Origin of the sequence: Rhizobium sp. OAE497, from assembly GCF_040546565.1 — a bacterium.
GTDB lineage: Bacteria > Pseudomonadota > Alphaproteobacteria > Rhizobiales > Rhizobiaceae > Rhizobium.
This window is the reverse complement of record NZ_JBEPOA010000002.1, coordinates 1,430,466-1,453,796: the sequence shown is the minus strand read 5'-3', so window position 1 is coordinate 1,453,796 and position 23,331 is coordinate 1,430,466. Positions and strand designations below refer to the sequence as shown.

The window sequence follows — 23,331 nt, the reverse complement described above, 5'->3', positions numbered from 1 at the left end:
CGCCGGGGCGTGTGCGATCTAGGCGCCGGGGCGGCCCTGAGCAGCATTGGTGACGGTTTCCCACTGAGCCCAGTTACTCAGTCGCGCCTCGTAGACCGATCTGAACTTCGTGATAGTTCCCGTGCCGAGCGCCAGGCGTAGTGGCGGTTTATCGGCGTCGACCGCTTGGAAGAGTGCTGCGCTGGTTGCTTCCGGGTCGCCAAAATGCTCAGGCTTGAACGAGGCGCGAATGGCTTGGCGTATCGGATTATAGACCTCGATGGCCGGCGCAGAGCGGGCCGATGAGCCGAAACCCGTGGTGAAGTGGCCGGGCTCGAGGATCGTGACGTTGATGCCGAATGCCTCGACCTCCGCAGCCAGACCTTCCGACATGGCCTCGATCGCAAATTTGGTTGCCGTATAGGTCCCGCCCGTCGGGAAGCCGATCACGCCGCCGATGCTCGATACCGTTATGATGTGACCGCTGGCCTGCGCGCGCCAGGATCGGCAAGACGGCTTGCATGGGCCAGAGCGTGCCGAAGAGGTTGGTGTCGAAATTGACCCTGGCCTGTTCAGGCTCGATCTCCTCAATGGCGCCGAAATAGCCGTAGCCTGCATTGCTGACCACGACGTCGAGGCGTCCGAAGTGGCTATGCGCCTTGCCGACCGCGTCGAAGACGGCGCTGCGATCTGTGACATCGAGCGGCAGGATGAGGACCGCGTCGCCATAGGTGGCCGCGAGATCGTTGAGCGATGTGGTGTCGCGCGCGGTGGCGGCGACCTTGTCACCGCGCCGCAGAGCGGCCTCGGTCCAGACAAGTCCGAATCCCCGGGCCGCGCCGGTGATGAACCAAACTTTGGGCGATGTCATCCTGCTGTTCTCCGCTAAGGTAATTGCACTCAGTGCAAAATAAATATCGCACTGAGTGCAAGTTTGGCAGGCGCCTTTTTTGCGGTAAGAGTGGTCGTCATGGAAACCGCTGACACCGCCCCCATCGGCTTGCGCGAGCGCAAACGCAGGTCGACACTCGACCGCATCGCCAAGACCGGCCTGAAACTGTTCATGGAAAACGGCTATGAGGCCACGACGCTGGATGCCATCGCGGCGGCGTCGGGAATATCGCGCCGGACGTTCTTCTCGTACTTGAAGTCGAAAGAGGACGTTCTTCTCGCCCACGAAAGCGGTGACATCCCCGACATGCTGCGGCCCACATTTCTGGCGCAGTCGCCGGAACAGCCGCCGCTTGAGGCTGCTCGCAAGACATTTCTCATTCTGGCCTCGAGATATGAGAGCAAGGAATCCATTCTCGCCGACCGGATCCTGCGATCGACGGAAACACTGAGGCTCCGCAAGGATGCGCTGCACATTCAGATGGAAGATGTGCTGGCAGACGCGATGTGCGAACTATGGCCGGACGCGGCCAGACGGCCGGGCTTGCGGCTGGCGGCGATCATCGCCATGGGAACCCTTCGCTTCGCCAAGGAGAACTGGCGGCAGGCAGGCGCAGCGCAGCCGCTTACGCATTACATCGATGAGGGCTTTGATCTCCTTCAGCATCAGCCAGGCCTGACGACGGCATAGGCCGGAACGAAAAAGGCCCGCCGCAAGCGGCGGGCCTTCCGGAGACCGCGGTCTCTTTCCTTGGGAGGAACTATTTGGCCGCCTGCAGGGCAGGAACTTGCTCTTCGGGTATCTGGCCGGAAAGGGCGCTGGCGAGCATCTTCGTGTCCAGTTCGTTTTCCCAGCGGGCGACAACGATCGTGGCAACGGCATTGCCGACGAAGTTGGTGAGCGCGCGGCATTCCGACATGAAGCGGTCGATGCCGAGGATCAGCGCCATGCCGGCAACCGGCACCGAGGGAACGACGGAGAGCGTGGCGGCGAGCGTGATGAAGCCGGCGCCGGTGATGCCTGCGGCACCCTTGGAGCTCAGCATCGCGACGAGCAGCAGCAGGATCTGATCGCCGAAGCTCAGCGGCGTATCCGTTGCCTGGGCGATGAAGAGGGCCGCCAGCGTCATGTAGATGTTGGTACCGTCGAGATTGAACGAGTAGCCGGTCGGGATGACGAGACCGACGACCGAGCGCTTGCAGCCGGCGCGTTCCATCTTCTGCATCAGGCCGGGAAGGGCAGCTTCCGACGAGGAGGTGCCGAGAACCAGCAGCAGCTCTTCCTTGATGTAGCGGATCAGCGCGAAAATCGAGAAACCGTTATACTTGGCAACGGCGCCGAGCACGACGATGACGAAGAGCAGCGACGTCACATAGAAGGTGCCGATCAGGAAGGCGAGATTGGCGATCGAGCCGATGCCGTATTTGCCGATGGTGAAGGCCATGGCACCGAATGCGCCGATCGGAGCGGCCTTCATCAGGATGGCGACGAGGCGGAAGATCGGGGCGGTCAGGGCGTTGAGGAAATCGAGCACCGGCTTGCCACGGTCGCCGACCATGCCGAGCGCGATACCGAAGAGGACCGAGAAGAACAGCACCTGCAGGATATCGCCCTGCGCGAAGGCACCGACGATGGTATCCGGAATGATGTTCATCAGGAAGCCGGTGATCGTCGCGTCATGCGCCTTGCTGGCGTAGCTGGAGACGGCATTGGCGTCGAGCGAGGCGGCCGAGATATGCATGCCGGCGCCCGGCTGCAGAACGTTGGCGATCAACATGCCGACGGCAAGCGCCAGCGTCGAGAACACGAGGAAGTAGATCATCGCCTTGCCGGCGACGCGGCCGACCTTCTTCAGATCCGACATGCCGGCAATGCCGGTGGCGACGGTCAGGAAGATGACAGGTGCGATGATCATCTTCACGAGCTTGATAAAGGCATCGCCGAGCGGCTTCAGTGCAGTGCCGGTATCCGGATAGAAGTGACCGAGCAGGATGCCGGCCACGATGGCGGCGATGACCTGTACGTAGAGATGCCGGTAGAACGGCAGTGGTGCACGCGGCTGCGTGTCCTGGTGTGCAATGTCCATGTTATCCTCCATGTCGCCCAACCAGGGAATCCTGGCTCTCCCGGGCGAATTGCGTTTCATCGCTAAGGGAACAGCAATCGGCGTGCCAAACTCGACACTGACAGGTAACGTCATGTTTTTGTTACGTTGTCTGTCTGGCTATGAAACGTGCAGCTAGACATTGTGCGTAATTCCGCACGATTTGATTTGAAGAAAGTGCGGATTTATGCTCAGTATTCGCGATGTCTCTCGCACTCCCACGGACTGAAGAAGCGCGCCTGCGGCTCGGCATTCGCCGGACGTGGATTGCCTTCGCGCTGATCTCGGCCTTGATCGCGGCAGCCGCGCTGACTGCCGCCGCGATCTACGGCCGTTCGGCCGCGCTCGCCGCGCTGGAGCAGCAGGGGCGCACCGATGCCAACCTGAAAGTGGCGCTGCTGCAGGCCGTGCTGGAGCGGCCCCGAGCGCTGCCGTTGCTGCTGTCGCGCGACCGCGATGTCGAGGATGCGCTGACGACGCCGGGGCCGGAGAAGAAGGATGCGCTGAGCCGCAAGCTCGAGGATCTGGTCAACGGCACCAACGCCGCGGTGATCTATGTCGTCGGCGCCGACGGCATCGCGGTGTCGGCGAGCAACTGGCACGAGGCGACCAGTTTCGTCGGCAACGACTACACGTTCCGCAACTATTTCACCCGCGGTATGCGCGAGGGCATGGCCGAGCATTTTGCACTCGGCTCGGTCAGCAAGCGTCCCGGCCTCTATATTTCGCACCGCATCGGGCCGGCCTCTGCGCCGCTCGGCGTCGTCGTCGTCAAGATGGAATTCGACCAGCTGGAGAGCGACTGGAGCGATACGCAACGCCCGGCCTTCGTCGTCGACAATCACAATGTCGTACTGATCACCAGCATTCCCTCCTGGCGTTTCATGACGACGGAGGCGCTGTCGCCCGATGGCCTCACGGCGATCCGCGAAAGCCTGCAGTTTGGCGATGCGCCGCTCCTGCCGCTGCCGTTTCAAGTGGAGAAGGCGTTCGGCGCCGATGCCGGGCTGATCCGCGCCATTCTTCCCGGCGGCCGCGCCGCCACCTACCTCAAGATCATGACGCCGGTGCCCTCGACGAGCTGGACTTTCGAGTACCTGTTGCCGGTCGAAATTCCGGTGGCCGCGGCCATCCGCGAGGCTCTGCTGGTCGCGGCACTGGTGCTGTTGACGGCGATCGCCATTGCGGCCATCTGGCTGCGCCGCCGCGAGGCGGCATTGATGACCATCGTGCGCCAGGAGGCGGCGCGGGAGGAGCTGGAGCGGCGTGTGACCGAGCGGACCCGCGATCTCAGCGAGACGCGCGATAATCTGCAGGCCGAAATCGTCAGGCATCGCGAGACCGATGCGCGCCTGCAGGCCGTGCAGCAGGATCTCGTCCAGGCCAACCGGCTTGCCATTCTCGGCCAGGTCGCCGCCGGCGTTGCTCACGAGATCAACCAGCCCGTCGCGACGATCCGTGCCTATGCTGACAATTCGAAGGTCTATCTGGAACGTCAGCAGGTGGCGCCGGTAATCGAAAATCTCGAGCTCATCGCCGGTTTGACCGAGCGGATCGGCACCATCACCGAGGATCTGAAGGCGCTTGCGCGGCGGGGCCGGGCGGTGGCCGAGCCGGTCGCTGTCGGCGAGGTGATCGAGGGTGCCTTGATGCTACTCCGCAGCCGCTTCACCGGCAGGCTGGATATGCTCGCTGTCGCCCCCGTCACCGAAGGGCTGAGAGTGATGGGCAACCGGCTGCGGCTGGAACAGGTTTTCATCAACCTCTTCCAGAATGCGCTGGAAGCCGTGGAGGCGCAGGATGGCGGACGCGTGGATGTCGCCGTGACCGCCGCCAACGAGGATATCGCCATAGCGGTTGCCGATAACGGACCGGGCATTGCTTCCGATATTCTCGAGGCGCTGTTCGAACCCTTCAACTCCTCCAAGGAAAAGGGCCTCGGCCTCGGCCTCGTCATCTCCAAGGATATCGTTTCGGACTATGGCGGCAGTATCGAGGTCGAGAGCGGCCCGGCCGGCACCCGTTTCATCGTCCACCTCAAGAAGGCTTCGACATGAGCAGCGCAACTCCGGTCTTCCTGATCGACGACGACAAGGATCTGCTGCGCGCGACCGGCCAGACGCTGGAACTCGCGGGCTTCGAGGTCAGCCGTTTTTCGTCGGCCGCCGAGGCGCTCGGCAGGCTCGACCGGAATTTCTCTGGCGTGGTCGTCTCCGATATCAGGATGCCCGGCCTTGACGGCTTGCAGCTGTTTCAGCGCATCCGCCAGATGGATCACGAACTGCCGGTCATCCTGATGACCGGCCACGGCGATATCCCGATGGCCGTCAAGGCGATCCAGGACGGCGTCTATGATTTCATCGCCAAGCCCTTCGCGACCGAGCGTCTCGTTCAATGCGTGCGCCGGGCGGCCGAAAAGCGGGCGCTCGTTATCGAAAATCGCAGCCTTCGGGAGGCGGCGCAGCAGGCTGAGCAGGGCATGCCGCTGATCGGCCAGACGCCTGTCATCGAACGGCTGCGCCATATGCTGCGGCAGATCGCCGATACCGATGTCGACGTGCTCGTCACCGGCGAGACCGGCAGCGGCAAGGAAGTGGTCGCGAGCCTGCTGCATGGCTGGAGTCGCCGCGCCAAGGGCAATTTCGTGGCGCTGAACTGCGGCGCGCTGCCGGAGCAGATCATCGAAAGCGAGCTCTTCGGCCATGAGCCGGGCGCCTTTACCGGCGCGCAGAAGAAGCGCGTCGGGCGCATAGAGCATTCGAGCGGCGGCACGCTGTTTCTCGACGAGATCGAGAGCATGCCGCTTTCGACACAGGTGCAGATGCTGCGCGTCCTGGAGATGCGGCAGGTGACGCCGCTTGGCACCAATGAGGTCCGCCCGGTCGACCTGCGCGTCGTCGCCGCCGCCAAGGTCGATCTCGGCGATCCCTCGCAGCGCCAGAGCTTTCGCGAGGATCTCTATTACCGGCTGAATGTCGTGACGCTGGCGATTCCTCCGCTTCGCGAACGGCGCGATGATATCCCGCTGCTCTTCACCTATTTCGCCGAACGCGCCGCCCGCCGCTTCGAGCGCGATATCCCATCGCTGACACCCGCCATTGCCCGGCATCTGAAGGAACATGACTGGCCGGGCAATGTCCGCGAGCTCTCCCATTTCGCCGAACGCGCGGTGCTCGGCATGCAGCCGCCGGAGCCGGTTACGGAGATCGAACCGGTTACCGGCGAGGGCACACCGCTCCCGGAGCGGCTGGACCGCTACGAGGCCGGCATCATCCGGGAGACGCTGACCTTCTTCGGCGGCAATGTGCAGCAGACGATTGCGGCGCTCGGCATTCCCCGCAAGACCTTCTACGACAAGCTGCAGCGCCACGGCATCGTCCGCAGCGACTATGCAGATAAGCGCTGAGGCATCACCGGGATTGCGTGATCCCGGCCACGGTGATCTCGGGGCTGCTATCCACCACGAGATAGAGGGTACGCAGCATGTCTGCCGCCATCAGCAGCGCCCGGGCGAGTTCCGAAAGCTGGTGCCGCTCCGGCGACGACGCGATCTTCAGGAGATCGAACACGGTATCATAGCTGCTGTTGTTCGGCATGCCGACCCGCGTGCGCATGTCGCGGATCATCGTGACGGCCCTGAGGATCAGTCCCCGGGCATCGGTATGGCTCAATCTGTCGATCTGGTTTGCAGCCCGGATCAGTTCCGTAATGAAGGCGTTGGTACTGGACATATGTGCCTCCTCACGCTGCACTGCCCTGCCACGACAAAAAAGTCTTGAGCCCGCCACGCGATACGAAGGCGAGCCCGTCATCGGATTTTCGGATTGAGAGCGGCCCCCACAGCCCCTCGGCGCCGGGACATAACCACAAAGCATTTGGCCTGTCGCGTGACACTGCCGTGACGCAATTTTCGTGGCATGTCGGGATGTGGGGGCGATCGCCTGGATGGACGGTGCGCAATTCGCGTGTTGCGCTCGGGCGCTGAGGAAGTGAGGCCCGCCGAATTCCGGTTCAACGGGCCCCGCCTTTGGTGGCGGTCATCTGTCCTGCCCACCATAGCCAGTTGGATATGCTCGCGCGGGGCTCGATCGGCAATCTGGCCGAAAGTGGTAGGCGTTCTACCCGCCAGCCTCGATGCGTCACGCCTTGCGCAGCTTCGCGCAAGAATCAGCTAATATAAACATGGTGCGAGGCAGAGGGCGATCGATGCGGCTGTCGCATATATCGATGTTTGCATATCTGACCGCGGCCTGCTTCTGGCTGGCCGCTTCCGGAGCCTGCGCCCGCGATCCGGCTCCCTGGAACAACCCCGGCGCGGCACTTGTCGTCGACGCCTATGAGATGAACCCGATCGACTGGCAGGCTCTGCTCACCGACAAGCGGATCGCCGGCGTGATCTCCAAGGCATCGGACGGCCTGCCTGAAGTGTTCGATTGCAGCGGCGAACATCGCGGCGACACGACCGCCCATTGCAAGACGATGTGGCGCAAATATGCGGTAAGCCGCGAGCTCTACCAGACGCGCAAATTCATCGCCAAGCAGAGCGGGCTGCTATGGGGCGCCTACCATCTGGCGCGGCCCGGCAATCCGATCGACCAGGCAAACCATTTCCTCGACTATGCGGAGCCCGGCCCCGACGATCTGATGGTGCTCGACCTCGAAGGGCTCGACGGCGATCAATATATGTCGCTGGCTGATGCGCAGATCTTCGCGGGGCATATCCGCGCCCGGACGGGCCGCTATCCGATCCTCTACACCAATCATGTGACCGCCCGCTATATCGCCGCCTACCGGCAGACCTACCGCATCCTGTCACGGCTGCCGATCTGGTATGCGCGTTACAAGCCCGGCGTCGATGGCGTCTTCCCGATGGGAAACTGGCAGCAATATTTCCTCTGGCAGTTCTCCTCGGCGGCGAACTGCTCGAAGCGACGCTGTCCCTATCGCGTGCCGGGAACGCTGACCGATATCGACGTCAATCTCGCCCCGGTCCCGCGCGACCAGCTGAAGGCGATCTGGGCCCAGGGCGGCCTGTTGCCGCCGCAGGATCCTGATCCGCCGCTGATCCTCGCCAAGATCGAGCTTCCGGGCGTCTATATCAAACAATATGACGCTGATCTGCTGATCACCTCGGCGATCCCCGGCGACGGGCGCCGCTGACGCCGTCAGCCGATCCGCTGGCCGCTATCGGCATCGAAGACATGGATCGCACCCTTCGATAGCGACAGTTTCTGGCTGCTGCCGACCTCGAACCAAGGCCGCTCGCGCAGAACCGCCGAGACCAGCTGGCTGCCGAGCTTCAGCTCAAGGAAGGTTTCGGAACCGGTCGGCTCGATATTCTCGACGGTGGCCTCGAGCGACCCTTCCGGGCCGAGGGCGATTTCCTCCGGGCGCTTGCCGATGAGCAGCTTCTGGCCGTCTTTCACAGCGGCCGGCGCAGTGAGACCGGAAGCGTGCCCGCCCTGCAGCACCAGCTGTCCGGCGGATACTGTTGCCGGGAACAGGTTCATCGACGGCGAGCCGATGAACTGCGCGACGAAGGCATTGGCCGGCCGGTCATAAAGCTCCAGCGGCGTGCCGATCTGCTCGATGCGCCCGGCCTGCATGACGACGATACGGTCTGCCATGGTCATCGCCTCGACCTGGTCATGCGTCACATAGACCATCGTCGTTCCCAAGCGCCGGTGCAGGCTCTTGATCTCGCCGCGCATCTGGACGCGCAGCTTGGCGTCAAGATTGGAGAGCGGCTCGTCGAACAGGAAGACCTGCGGATTGCGGACGATCGAGCGGCCCATGGCGACGCGCTGGCGCTGGCCGCCGGAAAGCGCCTTCGGCTTGCGCTGTAGCAGGCTTTCCAGACCGAGAATCTCGGCGGCTTCACGCACCTTCTTCTGCTTCTCAGCCTTGCTGGCGCCGGCAAGCGTCAGCGAGAAAGCCATGTTTTCCTCGACGGTCATATGCGGGTAGAGCGCATAGTTCTGGAAGACCATCGAGATGTCGCGGCTCTTCGGCGGCAGGGTGTTGACCACCTTTCCGCCGATCGAGATCGTGCCGCCCGAAATGTCCTCCAGCCCGGCGATCATCCGTAAAAGGGTGGACTTGCCGCAGCCCGACGGCCCGACGAGGACGACGAATTCGCCGTCGCCGATCGCCGCGTCGATGCCGTGGATGACCTCGGCGCTGCCGAAACGCTTGGCGACCTTGTCGATCGTGACGCTTGCCATGAAGTCCTCCTTATGCCGCGCCGATATGGATGCGCGTGGCCGACAGGGCGCCCTCGTGGATGATCAGGCCGGCGGAACCGCCGGCAAAGGTCTGGTTATTGGCCTCGACCACGGTATCGCCGACCTTCACCGAAAGTTTGCCGCCCTTGGCCGAGAACTTCATCGTGAAGCGCGTCTCGAACTCGACGCGAAGCGGCGCGGAGGCGAGCACGGTCTGCTTTTCGTCCTTGCGGCAGACGATCTGCAGCTGCCCCTGACGCGTCACCTGGGCCGCATAGTAGCGGCGTTGGCCTTCGGCGCGGATCACCAGGCCGCCGTGATCGCCGAGATGCAGCATCATGTCGGCTTCGATCGCGTAATCCGTCCAGTCGCGCGTGCCCTGCAAGATCATGCCCTCGCCGCGGTTCTGGCTGATGCGGAAATCCTGCGGGAAATTCTTCGAGAAGAAGTGCACGTTGCTGACCCAGGCACGGCGCCAGAAATCGCCGCCGTCTTCGGGACGACGGAAGGTGACATCCGGGCAACCGTCCCAGGTGACGGTATCGACGAGCACGCGGCCGTTGGCACGGCCCTGCGGGGCACTCAGCACGACGCCGATTTCGGCGATCGGCTGGTGGCCGGTCGATGGAACCGTCCATTCGAGCGTCGCCGAACCGCCGGGACCGAGAAGCTTGCCGGCGGGCATGTCGATATCGACGAGGTTGTCGCTGCCGTCATAGTGGCGGATGCGGAGCTTGGCCTCGACCGTGCCGCTGTTTCCGGCTTCTGCCGAAAGCGTGGCGCGCAGCGTCTGACCGGCGTGGATACGCGGGCTGGCGACCAGATCGTAGGTTCGCATCTTGGTGACTTCGTGTGGCGTGAAGACCGGCGTGGTCGCCGCAGCCTCGCGGCCCGGCGCCAGCGCCAGATAGTCGATCGCCAGAGCCGAACCGGTGCCGGTGACCTTGAGGCCGTCGAGCGCCGTCTGGCCGGCCTGTGGGCGGAAGCCCTGGACGGAGCCCGGCAGCGCGAAGTGAAATTTCGCGCCGTTCTTCGGCGCCGGCTTTGCCATCTCGCCCGCGAGCTTGCGGCCGAGATTGGCAAGCCACAGCGAGATATCGGCGGCATCGGAGATCGAGCGGCCGCCATCGGCGGTCGACATGTAGAGGCGGTCGGCAACGGGGCCGCGCCAGTCCGGCCCGGCATCGAGACCGTCGAGACCGAGCATGATCCCGTGCAGGCAGCCGAGGTTGCCGGCGTTGCAATCGGTATCCCATCCCGAGGTGTTGACGATCATCTGGCCGCGCTGGAAATCGTGCGGCGCATGCAGCAGCGCCATGATCATCAGCGCGTGGTTCGGCACGACATGGCAGTTGCCCGGATATTTGTCGTAGCCGTAATTGTCCTCGATCTTCTGGCGCGTCGCTTCCCAGTCCTCATTGCCGGAGGTCCAGTTGCGGATATCGCCGATCAGCTTGGCGATCAGGCTGTCCTTCGGGATATGGGCAAGGCCGGTGTCGAGCAGGTGGTTCACATCCTTGCTGACGAAGGCTTCCGCCTCCATCGCTGCCCAGAGCACTGCGGCGTTGACGGCTTCGCCGTCATGGCTGACGGAACCGGCAGCGCGCGCCAGCTTGGCGGCCTGCGCCGGGTTGCCGGGGGAAACGAGAGCCCAGCCGTCGATGAAGATCTGCGCGCCGATCTGCTCGGCGACGGTCGCGCCGTTGACCTCGATCGAGCCGGATGCCGGTGCCGGGATACCGCGCTGCAGGTTGAGCCAGGCGGTGTGTTCAGTCGAATTGCCGGCGCCACCCCACCAGAGGATCGAGCGCTCTTCGATGATGTAGTTCAGCCAGGCCTTGCCGATGTCTTCGGCCGAGAGATCCGGCGAAATGCCGTAATCGTCGAGGGCGCGCGGGAAAGTGAAGGTGCCGGCAACGTCGTCGTCGGTGACGACGAGCGGATCGCCGAGCCGGTCGTGGACGTAATAGGTGATCGGACCGAGCTTCTCCAGGATGTCCTTGTAGCGCCAGTTCTCGAAGGGGCGGCCGAGATAGACGCCGATCAGCTTGCCGAGAACGCCGGCATAGACGCGGTTGGTGTAATCTGCGGGGATTGGCATGCGAAACTCCTTGTCAGCCCTTCACCGAGCCGCCGGCCATTCCTTCGATGAAGTGGCGCTGCAGCAGGACGAAGAGGATTACGATGGGAAGAATGATGATGAGGGCGGCGGCCATGATCTCACCCCAGTCGGACGAGTATTGGCCTGAGAGCAGGAAGAAGGAGACGACAGCGGTGAGCCTGTCCTGCTCCTGCAGGAAGGTCGTTGCGATCAGGAACTCGTTCCACGAATAGAGGCCGATGATCAGCGCCACTGTCAGGATGCCGGGCGAAACGATCGGCAGGAAGACGCGGCGGAAGACCTGCCAATGGGTTGCGCCGTCGATCAGCGCCGCTTCCTCGAGTTCCTTGGGAACCGCGAGGAAATAGGTGCGCAGCAGCATGATCGCGAAGGGCGAATAGACGGCCGTATAGATGAAGGCGACGGCGATCGGGTTGTTGATCAGCCCGAAACGGGCAAAGCCGAAATAGAGCGGAAAGAGGAAGAGCTGGATCGGCGCGGTGGTGCTGGCCAGTAGATAGAACGTCAGGACCTTCCAGCGCTTGATCTTCTGGCGCGCCAGGACATAGGCCGTCAGCGAGCCCGTCGAGCAGACGAGAATGATCGTCAGCCCGGTCAGGACGGCGGAGTTGACCAGCGTCGTGCCGAAATTGGCGTCCGTCCAGGCGCGGGTGAAGTTGTCCCAGCGGATCACCGAAGGCATCGCCAACGGGTTCTGGACGATCTCCGCGGACGGTTTCAGCGCGTTGAGAACCGTCAGCGCAATCGGAAACAGCGTGATGATCAGCAGCACCGAGAGCGTGATGTAGACGATCGCGAAGGTGAGGCGGCTTTCGGAAATGTTCATTGTTCGAACTCCGTCGCTTGAGCGCGGATATAGAAGATCGTGGCGGCGAGGCCGAAGAGGCTGATGACCACGGAGATCGCTGCCGCCTTGCCGACTGCGAGGTCGTAGAAGGCCGAGCGATAGGCGAAGGTGGAGAGGACCTCGGAGGAATAGGCAGGGCCGCCCTGCGTCAGGATGTAGACGAAGTCGAAGACCAGGAACGACCAGATGACGGTCATGATCATCATCAGCGTGATCGTCGGCATGATGCCCGGCAGCAGCACGTAACGGATCGTCTGGAAGAAGGTGGCGCCCTCGATGCGTGATGCCTCGATCTGCTCGGCCGGGACCTGGCGCAGCGCGGCAAAGAAGATGACGCAGAGGAAGCCCCACCAGTGCCAGAGGTCGACGACGGCGATTCCATAGAGCGCGCTCGACGTCTCGGTCAGCGGGTTGGCGATGTCGAGGCCGAGGCGCTGCAGAAGGCCGGTGACGCCGGTGACCGGCGAATAGATCATGCCCTGCCAGACGCGGCCGGTGATCGCCGTCGCGATGATGACGGGCAGGAAATAGATGACCTGGAAGAAGTTCGAGCCGCGGCGCACGACAAGCATCATGGTCGCCGCAAGCAGCCCCATGGCGATCGGCACCGTCAGGAAGATCAGCGTCCAGACGATGTTGTTGGTCAGCGCCGTCCAGAAGACGCTGTCGTCCCAGAGGGCGCGGAAATTGTCGAGCCCGACGAAAACTGGCGTACTGATCCCGTCCCACTCAAAGAAGGCGAGAGCCACCGTCAGCAGCGCCGGAATGGCGATGATGACGACATTGATGATCAATGTCGGCAAGACGTAAAGTCGGTGCATTATCTACCTTTCGAGGCAATCGGGCCGCCGGGCGCCAGATGGCGCGAGCGGGGGGGTGAGGGCGCGCGAACCGCACCCTCACGGTCGTTATGATCAGCGGGCCGGGACGGCGGGCGCCTTTCCGGCCTTCATTTCCTTCTGGAAGGATGCGTCCATCTTGGCGAGGAAGTCGGCGGTGGTCGTCTTCTTCAACCACACTTCCTCGATGCCGTTGATGACATAGCTGTCGGTCGCCGGCGGCAGGAAGGTCCAGGTCGTGTAGCCGTATTTGCCGTCGTTGACCTCGGAAGAGAGGGTCTTCATCGTCTCGGTGAAGAGCGGCGTGACTTCGCTTGCCATCTTGACGTTGGAGATGTCCTTCAGCGGGATGTTCCACTCACCTTGCCAGGCCGAGTTCATCGTGCCGTAGACTTCGGGCGAGAAGACGTAGTTGATCGCTGCTGCCGCGCCATCCGGGTTCTTGGCCTTGGTGGCGATCGAGAAGGTCGAGCCGATGCCGAGCGGGAAGACGGGGTCGCCCGAAGCGCTCGGGAAGCCGACGAAGCCTGCTTCGCTGCCGGCCTTCTTGCCGTAGGTGTCGACGTTCTGGAACTGCCAGGTGCCCGTCGGCATCATGCCGGCCTTGCCCGACGCCATGGCATCGGCGGCCTGCTCGCCGCTGGCGATCGAGAAGTAGTTTTTGCCGAAGTAGCCCTTCTGCCACCAGGAATTCAGGCGATCGATCGATTTGACGAAGGGTTCAGCCGTCCAGGGCATCTCGCCGCGGAGCGCCTTGTTGAGGTTCTCGGGGCCAGCGACGGAGTTGAGCGCCAGCGTCACGAACCACTCGTTTGCGCCGCGCCAGTCGGCGTTGCCGGCCGCGAACGGCGTGATGCCGTCCTTCAGCATGGCGTCGGCCACGGTTTCCAGCTCGTCCAGCGTCTTCGGCGGCTGCCAGTTCTTCTGGGCAAACAGCGTCTTGTTGTAGAACAGGCCGACGGTTTCGTAGGTCTTGGGCAGCGCGTAGATCTTGCCGTTATACTCGCCCATCTTCAGGAACACCGGCAGGATGCGGTCTTCCCACTTGTACTTGGCGGCATAGTCGTCGAGCGGCATCAGCTGGCCGGACTGGGCCATCGGCGCGACATAGCTCGGACCGGCGGTATAAACGACGTCGGGGCCGTTGCCGGAGAGCATCGCGACGCGCAGCTGCTTGTCGAGCTCGTTGCCGCGATAGTCGATGACGAGGCTGTAATCCGGGTTCGCCTTGGCGAAGGGCTCGACGATGTTCTGCTGGATCAGCTTCTGCTGGTCGGGCGTCGCCTGCTCGTACCACCAGGAAACTTTCTCCTGTGCGGCGGCCATCTGTGCGGCGCTGGCGATCAATGCGGTGGCGGCTAAGAGCTTCAGCCTGATCATGATATTTCCTCCCTTACTGGATGCGTTTGGTCCGGCCGCGCCGAAAACGGGGCGACCGAAGCGCGGATGATGATTTGGTATGCCATTTCCTCCGCCTCGCCCGGTGCGGAGGCATCGCCTCCCAGGCGCTCGACGAGCTTTTCGGCGGCGCGGGCGCCGATCCGGTCCTGAAATTGCGCAACGGTCGTCAGCGGCGGGGTCACGAGCGCTGCTGCCAGGATGTCGTCGAAGCCTGCAACCGAGACATCCCCGGGCACAGAGAGGCCGTTTACCGAGAGACCCTGCATGACGCCGATCGCCATCAGGTCGTTTGCGGCAATGACGGCGCTGACCGAGCGGCCGCTTTCGATCAGCCGATCGGCGACTTCGCGCCCGGCCTCCAGGGTGAAATGCGCCGCTTCGAGCACGATCGGCTCCGCGCCCATCGTCGCCATCGCCTCGAGATAGCCCTGCAGACGTACCTGCTGCGGCCCGCCGGGTGCTGCGATCATGGCAATCGAGCGGTGGCCGAGTTCCAGAAGGTGAAGCGTTAGCGCCCGGGCGGCGGCGACATTGTCGATGAAGAGATTGTCGATCGGCAGCGGCCCGCCCGTCTTGCGGCTGACCTCGATGCGCACGACGGGAACGCCGCTTTTGCCGAGCGGCGCCAGATCGCGCGCGCTGGTCTTGAAGAAAACGCCGACGACGCCGTCGAAGCGGCCCTGCTGCGCGGCGAGAATGACCTGGCGCTCGTTGGCAAGCTCGCCCTCGGTATCGATCGTCACGACTTCGTAGCCGGCGGCGCGCGCCACCTTCTGCACGGCAACGACCAGCGAAGGGTAGAAGGGGTTGGCGAGATCGGGAACGACGCAGGCAATGACATAGGTCCGCTTGGTGCGCAGCGCCTGCGCGAAGCGGTTCGGCTGGTATCCGAGCTCGGAAATTGCCGCCTCGATGCGCTCGGCCGTTTCGGGGGTCACCCTGTCGCGTCCGCCATTCAGGACGAGCGACACCGTGGCCTGCGCAACGCCGGCTCTTTCTGCAACTTCTTTCTGCGTAATTCGTCGCCCGCTCACGCAAGAAAACCCTAATTGATACGTAGCAACAAATTATTGCTACGTATCAATTAGTCAATAGCAATATTTGGATGATCCCCAGCGAGGCGGTTTCGGGCCTCTAAATCCGCGGCTGCGCGTCCTGCCGGAAAGGATTGATCGGGCAGCGCAATTCTCTCCGGCGAAAGCGCGAATGAGGTGGATTTCGCTTTCCCAAGCCTTCATGATCCCGATCGAAAATGATCCGGAGGAAGAGCATGAACTGGAGTGGACGGCGCGTTCTGGTGACGGGAGCAGGCAAGGGGATCGGGCGGGCAACCGCCGTGATGCTGGCATCACGCGGGGCGCGGGTCGTGGCGCTCAGCCGCAGTGCCGATGACCTCGCTTCCCTCAAGACGGAAACCGGCTGCGAGACAGTTTGCGCCGATCTCGGGGCGATCGATCAGATCGAGGCAATCGTGAAGCCTGCTCTCCCCATCGACCTGCTGGTCAATTGCGCGGGCACGACGACATTGCAGAGTTTCGTCGACAGCGATCTCTCGGAATTCAACCGGGTACTTGGTGTCAACACCGTCGCGCCGATGGTTCTGTCGCAGATCGTCGTGAAGGACTGGCTGGCGCGCGGTATCAAGGGCGCGATCGTCAATGTGTCGAGCGACGCGGCAAGGCGCGGTGTCGTCAATCACACGGCCTATTGCGCCTCGAAGGCGGCGCTCGATGCGATGACCAGGGTGATGGCGGCGGAGCTTGGCCCGTCGGGCATCCGCGTCAACAGCGTTAACCCGACCGTGACGCTGACGCCGATGGGCGAACTCGCTTGGAGCGATCCGGCGAAGGCCGATCCGGTCAAGGCGCGCATCCCGCTCGGCCGCTTCCTTGACCCGGACGAGGTGGCCGAAGCGATCCTCTTCCTGCTGAGCGACGGCGCCGCGATGGTCAACGGCGTTTCGCTGCCTGTCGATGGCGGTCTTTCGGTCTCCTAGGCGGCCGACTTCGCGGTCAGCCTTGCCTGCAGGATGACGACGACGAGCAGGAAGGCGCCGCGGATCACCGATTGCCAATAGGCGGACAGCGAGATCCAGCCGAGGCCGTTTTCGAAGTTCAGCACGTTGAAGACCATGCCGAGCAGCAGCGCGCCTGCGAGCGTGGCGCCGACCGATCCGGAGCCGCCCGTCAGAAGCGTGCCGCCGACGACGACCGAGGCGATCGCAAAGAGCTCCCAGCCGACACCTTCGGTCGGTTGCCCCGCGCCGAACTGTGCGGCGAGGATGACGCCGGCAAGGCCCGCGAGTGCGCCTGAGAGCGCGTAGATCGCAAAGAGCGTGCGGTTGACTTTCAGGCCCATCAGCGCTGCCGTCTGCTCGCCGTCGCCGATCGCCAGGATATGGCGGCCGGAGGGGCGTCGCTCGAGGAAGATCCAGCCGGCAACATAGGCCGCAAGCGCGATCCAGCCGGGGATCGGGAAGCCGAGGAAATCGTCCTGGCCGATCGAGACGAAGGCGGTGTCGTAGTCGACGGAAACGGATTGATTGTCGGCGAGGAGCAGTGCCGTGCCATAGGCAGCCAGCATCGCGGCAAGCGTCGCTATAAAGGGCTGGATCCGCATCTTGGAAATGACGAAGCCGTTGAGCATGCCGACGACGAGACCTGCTCCAATGCCGGCGGCAAGCCCGGCTGCCCAGCCATAGGGCGATGCCAGCGCCGAGACGACGCTTGCGAGTGCCGCAACGCCCCCCACCGAGAGGTCGATGCCGCCGGTCATGATCACGAAGGCCATGCCGAGCGCGATCAGCGCGAACATCGAGTTGTAGCGCAGGAAGCTCAGGATATTGAAAGGCGAGAGGAAATTGTCATAGCGAAGCGCGCCGAACAGGATCAGTGCCGCGAGCGCGATCAGCACGCCGAGACGCGCAAGATCGCCTGAGGATTTCGGAGCGAAGGGTCGGATGAGAGCGGAAAGCATCTTGTTGTCCTCAGGTCTTGTCGGCGCGCTGCTGGATGAAGACGGCGACGACGATCAGGCCGGCCTTGACGACAAGGGCTGCGGCATCGGGAACGCCATTGGCAAGCAGCGTGTAGCGCACCAGCTGAATGACGAAGGCGCCGAGAAGCGTGCCGAAGATATTGGCGCGCCCGCCCGTCAGCAGCGAGCCGCCGACCGCGACCGCCGCGATCGCATCGAGCTCCATGCCCATGCCGACGAGATTGGCGTCGCTGGCGGAATTTCGCGCCACGACCACCAGCCCGGCAATGCCGGCCAGCGCGCCGCTGATCACATAGACCAGCGTCTTCACCCGCTTGACCGGAATGCCGGTCAGGCGCGCCGCCTTCTCGTTACCGCCAACGGCGATGATCTGGCGGCCGATGACGGTGAAGCGGATCAGGCAATAGGCGAGCGCGGCGATGACGACCATCAGCAGCACCTGGGCCGGGATGCCCGCGACATTGCCCATGGCGATCCACTGGAAGGCCGGATTCTTGAAGACCTGCAGATTGCCGTTGGTCATCACCTGGGCGATGCCGCGCCCGGCAATGAAGAGCACCAGCGTCGCGACGATCGGTTGGATCGAGAAATGCGTGACAAGAAAGCCGTTGAACCAGCCGAAGAGCATGGCGACGATCACCGGCAGCACAAAGGCGAGGCCGACGGCGAGCGCCGCATTGTCGATCGGCACGAGCGTGCCGAGAAAGATCATCGGCGCGACAGCACCCGATATCGCCATCAGCGAGCCGACGGAGAGATCGATGCCACCGGTCGCGATCACCAGCGTCATGCCGGTCGCGACGATGACGATGGTGGCGACCTGGGTCAGGTTGACGTTCAGCGTCTGCCACGAGAGGAAGTTCGGGGTGATCGCGACGTTGACGGCGATCAGCAGCAGGAAGGCCGCGAACGTGCCGTAGCGGCTGGCGATCTGCAGGGCGGAAGGCCGGGGTGGCGCGGCGGCTTTGAGGGAAGTGTCCGTCATCGTCATATCAATCTACCTGATGCGCCATCGCGGCGAGAAGACTCTGTTCGGAAAGCTCCCGGCGCGGAAGGACCGCCACCGATGCTCCATCGCTTAACACGGTCACACGGTCGGCCGCGGCAAGCAGCTCCTCCAGCTCCGACGAGATCATCAGCACGCTGAGGCCTTCGTCTGCGAGATTGCGCAGCAGGCGCAGGATTTCGGACTTGGCGCCGATATCGATGCCGCGCGTCGGCTCGTCGACGATCAGCACGCGCGGATCGGTGCAGAGCCAGCGGGCCAGCAGCACCTTCTGCTGGTTGCCGCCCGACAGTTCCTTGATCGGCTGATCCGGCGAGGCGCATTTGACGCCGAGCGACTTGATGAAGCGCGCGACGATCTCGTCCTGGCGGGCGCGATCGACGATGCCCGCCCTCTTCAGCTTCGGCAGCAGCGCCAGCGTCATGTTCTCGCGGATGCTCATGTCGGGCACGATGCCATCCACCTTGCGGTCTTCTGACACCAGGCCGATGCCGTCGGCAATCGCCGCGGCCGGTTCGGCATAGTTGCGGTCGGTGCCGCCGAAGCGCAGGCTGCCGCGTTCCAACTTGTCGACGCCGAAGATGATGCGCGCCGTTTCCGTGCGGCCGGAGCCGAGAAGGCCGGCGAGCCCCGAAATCTCGCCTTCGCGGATCAGCAGATCGACATCGCGCACACGCAGGCCGGAGCCGGCGCCTTCGAGCTCGAGACGCACTGGGCGTTCGATCGCATTGTCGGCATCGCGGCTCAGCGCCTCGAAGGCCGCAAGCTCGCGGCCGAGCATGTGGCGCACGAGCTCCATCTTGGGGATGTCCTTCATGGCGCTGACGGCAACCGTCTGTCCGTCGCGCATGATGGTGACGCGGTCACAGATGGCATAGAGCTCGTCGAGGCGGTGACCGATGAAGATGACCGCGACGCCACTTTTCTGAAGCGTGCGGATCGTCTCGAAAAGCACGGCGACTTCGCGCTCGTCGAGCGAAGAGGTCGGTTCGTCCATGATCAGCAGCCGCGCGTTCTGGGTGACGGCGCGGGCGATCGAAACCATCTGGCGCGTTGCGGCGCTGAAGCGGGAAACCGGAAGATCGACGTCGATGTCGAGATTGAAGGTGGCGAGCACCTTGCGGGCGCCTTCGCGCATGGCGCGGCGGTCGAGGAAGCCGAATTTCTTCGGCTCGCGCGACAGATAGATGTTCTCGGCGACCGAGCGCTGCGGCGCCAGATTGATTTCCTGGTAGATCGTCGCGATCCCGGCGGCCTGGCTTTCGGCCGGCGTCGAGAAGGCGACGTCCTCACCATTGAAGCGGATCGATCCCTCGTCGCGCTGGTAGGCGCCGGTGAGGATCTTGATCAGCGTCGATTTTCCCGCGCCGTTCTGGCCGACGAGCGCCATGATCTCGCCCTCGGCAATATCGAGGGAAGCCGAGCGGAGCGCAGCAATCCCCGCAAAGGACTTGGAGATACCCTGCATCGACAGAAGCATGTCGACCACTCCATCATCTATAGAAGAAAAGCCGGCCGGAACGGCATTTGCCGAACCGGCCGGAGCGGTCACTTTGGGAGCTTAGTATGCGCTGGAGAGCTCGGCCTTGGCGTTGGAGGCATCATAGAACTTGTCTTCGTTGATGACCCACGGCTCGATCTTTTCGCCCTTGGCGTAGCGCGCCATCGTTTCGAAAGCCTTCGGCCCGAAACGCGGGTTGCACTCTACGACAGCGCCGATCTTGCCATCTGCCACGAGGCCGACAGCTTCCTTGCCGCCGTCGATCGACAGCACGAGGATATCCTTGCCAGGCACCTTGCCGGCTGCCTCGATGGCCGAGATGGCGCCGATCGCCATTTCGTCATTGTGCGCGTAGATGATATCGGCATCCGGATGGGCCTGAAGCAGGGCTTCAGCAACCTGGCGGCCCTTGTCGCGGGCGAAGTCGCCGGACTGCGAAGCGACGATCTCGAAGCCGCCGGCGGCCTTGATGGCGTCATCGAAGCCCTTCTTGCGGTCGTTGGCCGGCGAGGAACCAGTCGTGCCTTCGAGTTCGATGATCTTCTTCTTGCCGTTGGCATTCTTCGCCAGCCATTCGGCAACGCGCTGGCCTTCCTTGATGAAGTCGGAGCCGATGAAGGTCAGGTAGTCCTTGCCGGGCTTTGCGAGCTTCGGATCGACGCTGCGGTCGAGCAGGATGACGGGAATGCCGGCCTTTTCGGCGGCCTTGACGGCCGGGATCAGCGGCTTTTCTTCGCGCGGCGACAGGAAGATCAGGTCGACGCCCTGGGCGATCATCGAGTTGACGTCCGCGACCTGCTTTGCAGCGGAACCGGCAGCATCGGTATAGACCAGCTGATAGCCGAGCTTTGCAGCTTCCGCCTTCATGCTTTCGGTCTGGGCGATACGCCACGGATTGTTGGATTCGGTCTGCGCGAAGCCGACCTTGTACTTGTCCTTGTGCTTCAGCGCAGGGACTTCTGCCATGGCAACGCTGCCGGCAACGGCGACGGCGCCGAGTGCGGTTGCAGCGAGCATGAATGTGCGACGTGAGAATGCGGACATCTCAGTTTCTCCTCCCGAATTTTCCGGTATCTTCCCAACCGGCAGTGAGCAATAACTGCTTCACATGAGCTAATCTTGCAGCTAATAATATTAGCAAGTCAAGCGTCATTTTATGAGCTATTGCACAAATTTTGGTTTGCGCTGCAGCAAATCATCGGGAGGATATTTGGATGGCGAAGAAGAATGGCCGCGGCGGGGAAACAGGGCGCCGCGGTGAGGCTGGGCGGCCTACAATGACCGATGTTGCCCGTATTGCGGGTGTTTCGCAGTCCAGCGTGTCGCTCGTACTCAATGAAATGTCGGGATCGCGCATCTCTCCGGAGACCCAGGCCAAGGTTTTGGAGGCTGCTCATAAAATTGGTTATAAATTACCTGGTGTCCGTCATGAAGCTCAACCGGATACCCGAATCGAGAAGGATACGATTGCCTTCGTCGTTGATGAAATCTCCACCAGCCCGCATCCGGTCGTCAGCCTCGACGGCGTGCGCGACTACGCCTTCGAGCAGGGCTTCCTGACCTCGGCGCATGCGACGCGCTCCAATCCGGATCTCGAAGACGCAGTGCTGCGCTCGATCCTGCGCGATCCGACGATCGTCGGCGTCATCTACGCTACGATCTTCACCCGCAAGGTGAAGGTGCCGGACCTGCTCAAGAACATTCCGACCGTGCTGCTCAACTGCTATGCCGAGCCGCGACAGCATATGGCGATCGTGCCAGGCGAAGTGGCGGGCGGCTTTGCCGCCACGGCGCATCTGACCTCGCTCGGCCACCGGCGCATCGGTTTCATCAATGGCGAACCGTGGATGGATGCCGCGGTGGATCGCCTCAAGGGATACAAGCAGGCGCTCGCCACGGTCGATGTCGCTTTCGACGAGACGCTGGTGCGCGATGGCGACTGGCTGCCGCTGCGCGGCTACGAGGCCGGCCTCGATCTGCTCTCCATGCCGAACCCGCCGACGGCGATCTTCTGCGGCAACGATCTGATGGCGATTGGCGTGATGGAGGCGGCGGCCGAGAAGGGTTTTCGCGTGCCGGAGGACCTTTCGGTCATGGGCTATGACGACCAGGAGCTGGCGCGCTACACCCATCCGCCGCTCTCGACGCTGGTTCTGCCCAACTATGAAATGGGCCAGAAGGCGGCCGAGACGCTGATCGACATGGCCGTGCACGAAAAGTCGCTGCGGCCGATGACGATCAAGGTCGACGGCCCGCTCGTCGTTCGGACTTCGACGGCGAAGAAGAAATCGTAGGTCAGGCTACGGCGCTGACCGCAAGCGTGATCGAAAAGGCCATCAGGACGGCGGAGCCGCAACGCTGCGCCAAGAGGGGCATACCGCTGCCGTTTCCGGTAATCAGCCACCCGAGCCCGATCCAGATTGCCGATGTCAGTGTGACACAGGCGGCAAAGCTCAGGATCGCGAGCGCAAACGGCGCCTGAACGGCGGGCACCATCGTCAGGCCGATGATGATCGCCTTGGGGTTCAGGAGCGTCGTGACGAAGAGATGCCGCGGCCCGACCGTGGTGGCGCCGGCGTCGGGATCGGCTTTCCAAAGTTTCAGCGCCAGTGACAGCACCCAGATCGCCGAGACGATGCGAACGCTCTGGGCGACGCCGGGATGCGCCTGCAGGTAGGGTCCGGCAATCCCCGAGACCGGAATGATGACGATCAGATAGGCCGCGAGCACCGCCCCAAGCAGCGACAGCAACCGGGTAGCCGTGATGCCTGCCGACGCCATGGCGAGGACCGCGTTGGTCGGGCCGGGCATGATCAGCAGCGCGAGAACGCCGAGAGAGAAGGTCAGCAAGGTCATCTTCGGCAATATCCTTCAGGCCCGCCGCCTGCGCCAGCGTCTTTATAGAGATTGCGGGAAAGCGCTTCGATCCGCTGAGGGTGGCTGGCTTTCGCGCCAGCTCCAGACGGGCTCGTCAACCGGGGTGCCCCGCCATGTCCTGACGTGCTTGGCGGTGATGGTGACCTCGCCCTTCTGGTCGGGCGCTATTTCAGGGCTCAAGGCGATCTCGCAGAAGACATCGAGGTTCTGGAGCAATCGGGCCTCGTTCGCCCGCGGCGGCGAGGCGATGCTGAGAAGCGCGCGGCGGGTGACGATAACCGTTCGTGCCTGCGCGCCGTCGTGGATCTCGATGCGTCCGGACTTTGCCCGCTCCTCGAACCGGGCGGCGATGATGGCGTATCGCATTGAACGGTCTCTCCTTCGCGCACCGGTCCGCAACGCGGCAATGCTATCGCGCGGGCGGCCACGCGCTTTGATCTGCATCAAAGTCGCAGGGCGCTCGGTATGGCGGTCGGTTCATTGATCTAGAACAAGGAGATGCGTTCGCCGGGGCGCCATAAGGGCGGGATTGCTTGTGAAGG

21 protein-coding genes and 1 pseudogene are annotated in these 23,331 nt (G+C 63.3%); 6 read left to right on the top strand and 16 right to left on the bottom strand.

Annotated features, from left to right (window positions below):
- Nucleotides 1–18: 18 nt before the first annotated feature.
- Nucleotides 19–597, bottom strand: coding sequence for an SDR family NAD(P)-dependent oxidoreductase (locus tag ABIE40_RS26360; RefSeq protein ID WP_354541161.1), 579 nt, complete (start codon nt 595–597; stop codon nt 19–21).
- Nucleotides 542–850: pseudogene (locus ABIE40_RS26355) on the bottom strand (SDR family NAD(P)-dependent oxidoreductase); the annotation flags it as partial. The pseudogene ABIE40_RS26355 and the gene ABIE40_RS26360, both read right to left, overlap by 56 nt.
- Before the next feature lie 99 nt (nt 851–949).
- Between ABIE40_RS26355 and ABIE40_RS26350 the strand changes: the two are divergent.
- Complete coding sequence (locus tag ABIE40_RS26350; RefSeq protein WP_199625377.1) at nt 950–1,561, top strand: TetR/AcrR family transcriptional regulator; 612 nt, start codon at nt 950–952, stop codon at nt 1,559–1,561.
- 70 nt (nt 1,562–1,631) lie between these two features.
- Here the strand turns inward: ABIE40_RS26350 and ABIE40_RS26345 are convergent, their stop codons facing one another.
- Nucleotides 1,632–2,957 carry a dicarboxylate/amino acid:cation symporter gene (locus tag ABIE40_RS26345; protein ID WP_199625376.1) on the bottom strand — a complete coding sequence of 442 codons (1,326 nt, stop codon included), beginning with the start codon at nt 2,955–2,957 and terminating at the stop codon, nt 1,632–1,634.
- A gap of 221 nt (nt 2,958–3,178) precedes the next feature.
- Here ABIE40_RS26345 and ABIE40_RS26340 point away from each other — a divergent pair, with 221 nt between their 5' ends.
- Both ABIE40_RS26340 and ABIE40_RS26335 read left to right on the top strand, forming a co-directional pair.
- Nucleotides 3,179–5,032 (top strand): sensor histidine kinase, encoded by a 1,854-nt coding sequence (locus ABIE40_RS26340; protein WP_199625375.1) that lies wholly within the window; start codon nt 3,179–3,181, stop codon nt 5,030–5,032.
- Complete coding sequence (locus ABIE40_RS26335; RefSeq protein WP_199625374.1) at nt 5,029–6,381, top strand: sigma-54-dependent transcriptional regulator; 1,353 nt, start codon at nt 5,029–5,031, stop codon at nt 6,379–6,381. The genes ABIE40_RS26340 and ABIE40_RS26335 overlap by 4 nt, the downstream gene beginning before the upstream one ends.
- Nucleotides 6,382–6,385: 4 nt before the next feature.
- Here ABIE40_RS26335 and ABIE40_RS26330 read toward each other — a convergent pair whose 3' ends face one another.
- A complete protein-coding gene (locus ABIE40_RS26330; RefSeq protein ID WP_112712207.1) occupies nt 6,386–6,706 on the bottom strand; it encodes a hypothetical protein in 321 nt (106 codons plus the stop codon).
- 496 nt (nt 6,707–7,202) lie between these two features.
- Between ABIE40_RS26330 and ABIE40_RS26325 the strand changes: the two genes are divergently transcribed.
- Nucleotides 7,203–8,135, top strand: coding sequence for a glycoside hydrolase family 25 protein (locus tag ABIE40_RS26325; RefSeq protein WP_199625373.1), 933 nt, complete (start codon nt 7,203–7,205; stop codon nt 8,133–8,135).
- Between the two features lie 5 nt (nt 8,136–8,140).
- On the opposite strand, the gene ABIE40_RS26320 is transcribed toward ABIE40_RS26325, so the two are convergent.
- From ABIE40_RS26320 to ABIE40_RS26295, 6 genes are all read right to left on the bottom strand, one after another.
- Nucleotides 8,141–9,199: an ABC transporter ATP-binding protein gene (locus ABIE40_RS26320; RefSeq protein ID WP_199625372.1), complete on the bottom strand. Its 1,059-nt coding sequence runs from the start codon at nt 9,197–9,199 to the stop codon at nt 8,141–8,143.
- Between the two features lie 10 nt (nt 9,200–9,209).
- Nucleotides 9,210–11,300: an ADP-ribosylglycohydrolase family protein gene (locus tag ABIE40_RS26315; RefSeq protein ID WP_199625371.1), complete on the bottom strand. Its 2,091-nt coding sequence runs from the start codon at nt 11,298–11,300 to the stop codon at nt 9,210–9,212.
- Between the two features lie 13 nt (nt 11,301–11,313).
- Complete coding sequence (locus tag ABIE40_RS26310; RefSeq protein ID WP_130283643.1) at nt 11,314–12,147, bottom strand: carbohydrate ABC transporter permease; 834 nt, start codon at nt 12,145–12,147, stop codon at nt 11,314–11,316.
- The gene (locus ABIE40_RS26305) at nt 12,144–12,989 is read right to left on the bottom strand and encodes a carbohydrate ABC transporter permease (RefSeq protein WP_076845981.1); all 846 of its coding nucleotides are present in this window, start codon (nt 12,987–12,989) and stop codon (nt 12,144–12,146) included. The genes ABIE40_RS26310 and ABIE40_RS26305 overlap by 4 nt, the downstream gene beginning before the upstream one ends.
- Nucleotides 12,990–13,082: 93 nt before the next feature.
- Nucleotides 13,083–14,387: an ABC transporter substrate-binding protein gene (locus tag ABIE40_RS26300; protein WP_199625370.1), complete on the bottom strand. Its 1,305-nt coding sequence runs from the start codon at nt 14,385–14,387 to the stop codon at nt 13,083–13,085.
- Nucleotides 14,384–15,442: a LacI family DNA-binding transcriptional regulator gene (locus tag ABIE40_RS26295; RefSeq protein WP_199625369.1), complete on the bottom strand. Its 1,059-nt coding sequence runs from the start codon at nt 15,440–15,442 to the stop codon at nt 14,384–14,386. Before ABIE40_RS26295 ends, ABIE40_RS26300 begins: the two co-directional genes overlap by 4 nt.
- 236 nt (nt 15,443–15,678) lie before the next feature.
- Here ABIE40_RS26295 and ABIE40_RS26290 point away from each other — a divergent pair, with 236 nt between their 5' ends.
- The gene (locus ABIE40_RS26290; protein ID WP_354541146.1) at nt 15,679–16,404 is read left to right on the top strand and encodes an SDR family oxidoreductase; all 726 of its coding nucleotides are present in this window, start codon (nt 15,679–15,681) and stop codon (nt 16,402–16,404) included.
- Here the strand turns inward: ABIE40_RS26290 and ABIE40_RS26285 are convergent.
- The 4 genes from ABIE40_RS26285 to ABIE40_RS26270 all read right to left on the bottom strand — a co-directional run bounded on the left by ABIE40_RS26285 (nt 16,401) and on the right by ABIE40_RS26270 (nt 20,956).
- Nucleotides 16,401–17,384, bottom strand: a complete 984-nt coding sequence (locus ABIE40_RS26285; RefSeq protein WP_199625367.1) for an ABC transporter permease — start codon at nt 17,382–17,384, stop codon at nt 16,401–16,403. The two genes, ABIE40_RS26290 and ABIE40_RS26285, sit on opposite strands and share 4 nt — an antisense overlap.
- A gap of 10 nt (nt 17,385–17,394) precedes the next feature.
- Complete coding sequence (locus tag ABIE40_RS26280) at nt 17,395–18,390, bottom strand: ABC transporter permease (RefSeq protein WP_502944819.1); 996 nt, start codon at nt 18,388–18,390, stop codon at nt 17,395–17,397.
- Nucleotides 18,391–18,397: 7 nt separating this feature from the next.
- Nucleotides 18,398–19,891, bottom strand: a complete 1,494-nt coding sequence (locus tag ABIE40_RS26275) for a sugar ABC transporter ATP-binding protein (protein WP_199625365.1) — start codon at nt 19,889–19,891, stop codon at nt 18,398–18,400.
- Between the two features lie 81 nt (nt 19,892–19,972).
- Nucleotides 19,973–20,956 (bottom strand): ABC transporter substrate-binding protein, encoded by a 984-nt coding sequence (locus tag ABIE40_RS26270; protein WP_199625364.1) that lies wholly within the window; start codon nt 20,954–20,956, stop codon nt 19,973–19,975.
- A 170-nt stretch (nt 20,957–21,126) separates the two neighbouring features.
- On the opposite strand from ABIE40_RS26270, the gene ABIE40_RS26265 reads away from it, so the two are divergent.
- On the top strand, nt 21,127–22,206 hold the full coding sequence (locus ABIE40_RS26265) for a LacI family DNA-binding transcriptional regulator (RefSeq protein ID WP_199625363.1): 1,080 nt from the start codon (nt 21,127–21,129) through the stop codon (nt 22,204–22,206).
- 1 nt (nt 22,207) lies between these two features.
- Here ABIE40_RS26265 and ABIE40_RS26260 read toward each other — a convergent pair whose 3' ends face one another.
- A complete protein-coding gene (locus tag ABIE40_RS26260) occupies nt 22,208–22,768 on the bottom strand; it encodes a threonine transporter RhtB (RefSeq protein WP_199625362.1) in 561 nt (186 codons plus the stop codon).
- Nucleotides 22,769–22,810: 42 nt separating this feature from the next.
- Nucleotides 22,811–23,155 (bottom strand): hypothetical protein, encoded by a 345-nt coding sequence (locus ABIE40_RS26255; RefSeq protein ID WP_199625361.1) that lies wholly within the window; start codon nt 23,153–23,155, stop codon nt 22,811–22,813.
- Nucleotides 23,156–23,331: the final 176 nt, after the last annotated feature.

What these genes read in the sequence shown, in the direction of transcription:
- ABIE40_RS26360 (WP_354541161.1), bottom strand. Translation starts at nt 597, where the DNA reads ATGCAGGCTACGGCTATTTCGGCGCCATTGAGGAGATCGAGCCTGAAC.
- ABIE40_RS26350 (WP_199625377.1), top strand. Translation starts at nt 950, where the DNA reads ATGGAAACCGCTGACACCGCCCCCATCGGCTTGCGCGAGCGCAAACGC.
- ABIE40_RS26345 (WP_199625376.1), bottom strand. Translation starts at nt 2,957, where the DNA reads ATGGACATTGCACACCAGGACACGCAGCCGCGTGCACCACTGCCGTTC.
- ABIE40_RS26340 (WP_199625375.1), top strand. Translation starts at nt 3,179, where the DNA reads ATGTCTCTCGCACTCCCACGGACTGAAGAAGCGCGCCTGCGGCTCGGC.
- ABIE40_RS26335 (WP_199625374.1), top strand. Translation starts at nt 5,029, where the DNA reads ATGAGCAGCGCAACTCCGGTCTTCCTGATCGACGACGACAAGGATCTG.
- ABIE40_RS26330 (WP_112712207.1), bottom strand. Translation starts at nt 6,706, where the DNA reads ATGTCCAGTACCAACGCCTTCATTACGGAACTGATCCGGGCTGCAAAC.
- ABIE40_RS26325 (WP_199625373.1), top strand. Translation starts at nt 7,203, where the DNA reads ATGTTTGCATATCTGACCGCGGCCTGCTTCTGGCTGGCCGCTTCCGGA.
- ABIE40_RS26320 (WP_199625372.1), bottom strand. Translation starts at nt 9,199, where the DNA reads ATGGCAAGCGTCACGATCGACAAGGTCGCCAAGCGTTTCGGCAGCGCC.
- ABIE40_RS26315 (WP_199625371.1), bottom strand. Translation starts at nt 11,300, where the DNA reads ATGCCAATCCCCGCAGATTACACCAACCGCGTCTATGCCGGCGTTCTC.
- ABIE40_RS26310 (WP_130283643.1), bottom strand. Translation starts at nt 12,147, where the DNA reads ATGAACATTTCCGAAAGCCGCCTCACCTTCGCGATCGTCTACATCACG.
- ABIE40_RS26305 (WP_076845981.1), bottom strand. Translation starts at nt 12,989, where the DNA reads ATGCACCGACTTTACGTCTTGCCGACATTGATCATCAATGTCGTCATC.
- ABIE40_RS26300 (WP_199625370.1), bottom strand. Translation starts at nt 14,387, where the DNA reads ATGATCAGGCTGAAGCTCTTAGCCGCCACCGCATTGATCGCCAGCGCC.
- ABIE40_RS26290 (WP_354541146.1), top strand. Translation starts at nt 15,679, where the DNA reads ATGAACTGGAGTGGACGGCGCGTTCTGGTGACGGGAGCAGGCAAGGGG.
- ABIE40_RS26285 (WP_199625367.1), bottom strand. Translation starts at nt 17,384, where the DNA reads ATGCTTTCCGCTCTCATCCGACCCTTCGCTCCGAAATCCTCAGGCGAT.
- ABIE40_RS26280 (WP_502944819.1), bottom strand. Translation starts at nt 18,390, where the DNA reads ATGACGGACACTTCCCTCAAAGCCGCCGCGCCACCCCGGCCTTCCGCC.
- ABIE40_RS26275 (WP_199625365.1), bottom strand. Translation starts at nt 19,891, where the DNA reads ATGCTTCTGTCGATGCAGGGTATCTCCAAGTCCTTTGCGGGGATTGCT.
- ABIE40_RS26270 (WP_199625364.1), bottom strand. Translation starts at nt 20,956, where the DNA reads ATGTCCGCATTCTCACGTCGCACATTCATGCTCGCTGCAACCGCACTC.
- ABIE40_RS26265 (WP_199625363.1), top strand. Translation starts at nt 21,127, where the DNA reads ATGGCGAAGAAGAATGGCCGCGGCGGGGAAACAGGGCGCCGCGGTGAG.
- ABIE40_RS26260 (WP_199625362.1), bottom strand. Translation starts at nt 22,768, where the DNA reads ATGACCTTGCTGACCTTCTCTCTCGGCGTTCTCGCGCTGCTGATCATG.
- ABIE40_RS26255 (WP_199625361.1), bottom strand. Translation starts at nt 23,155, where the DNA reads ATGCGATACGCCATCATCGCCGCCCGGTTCGAGGAGCGGGCAAAGTCC.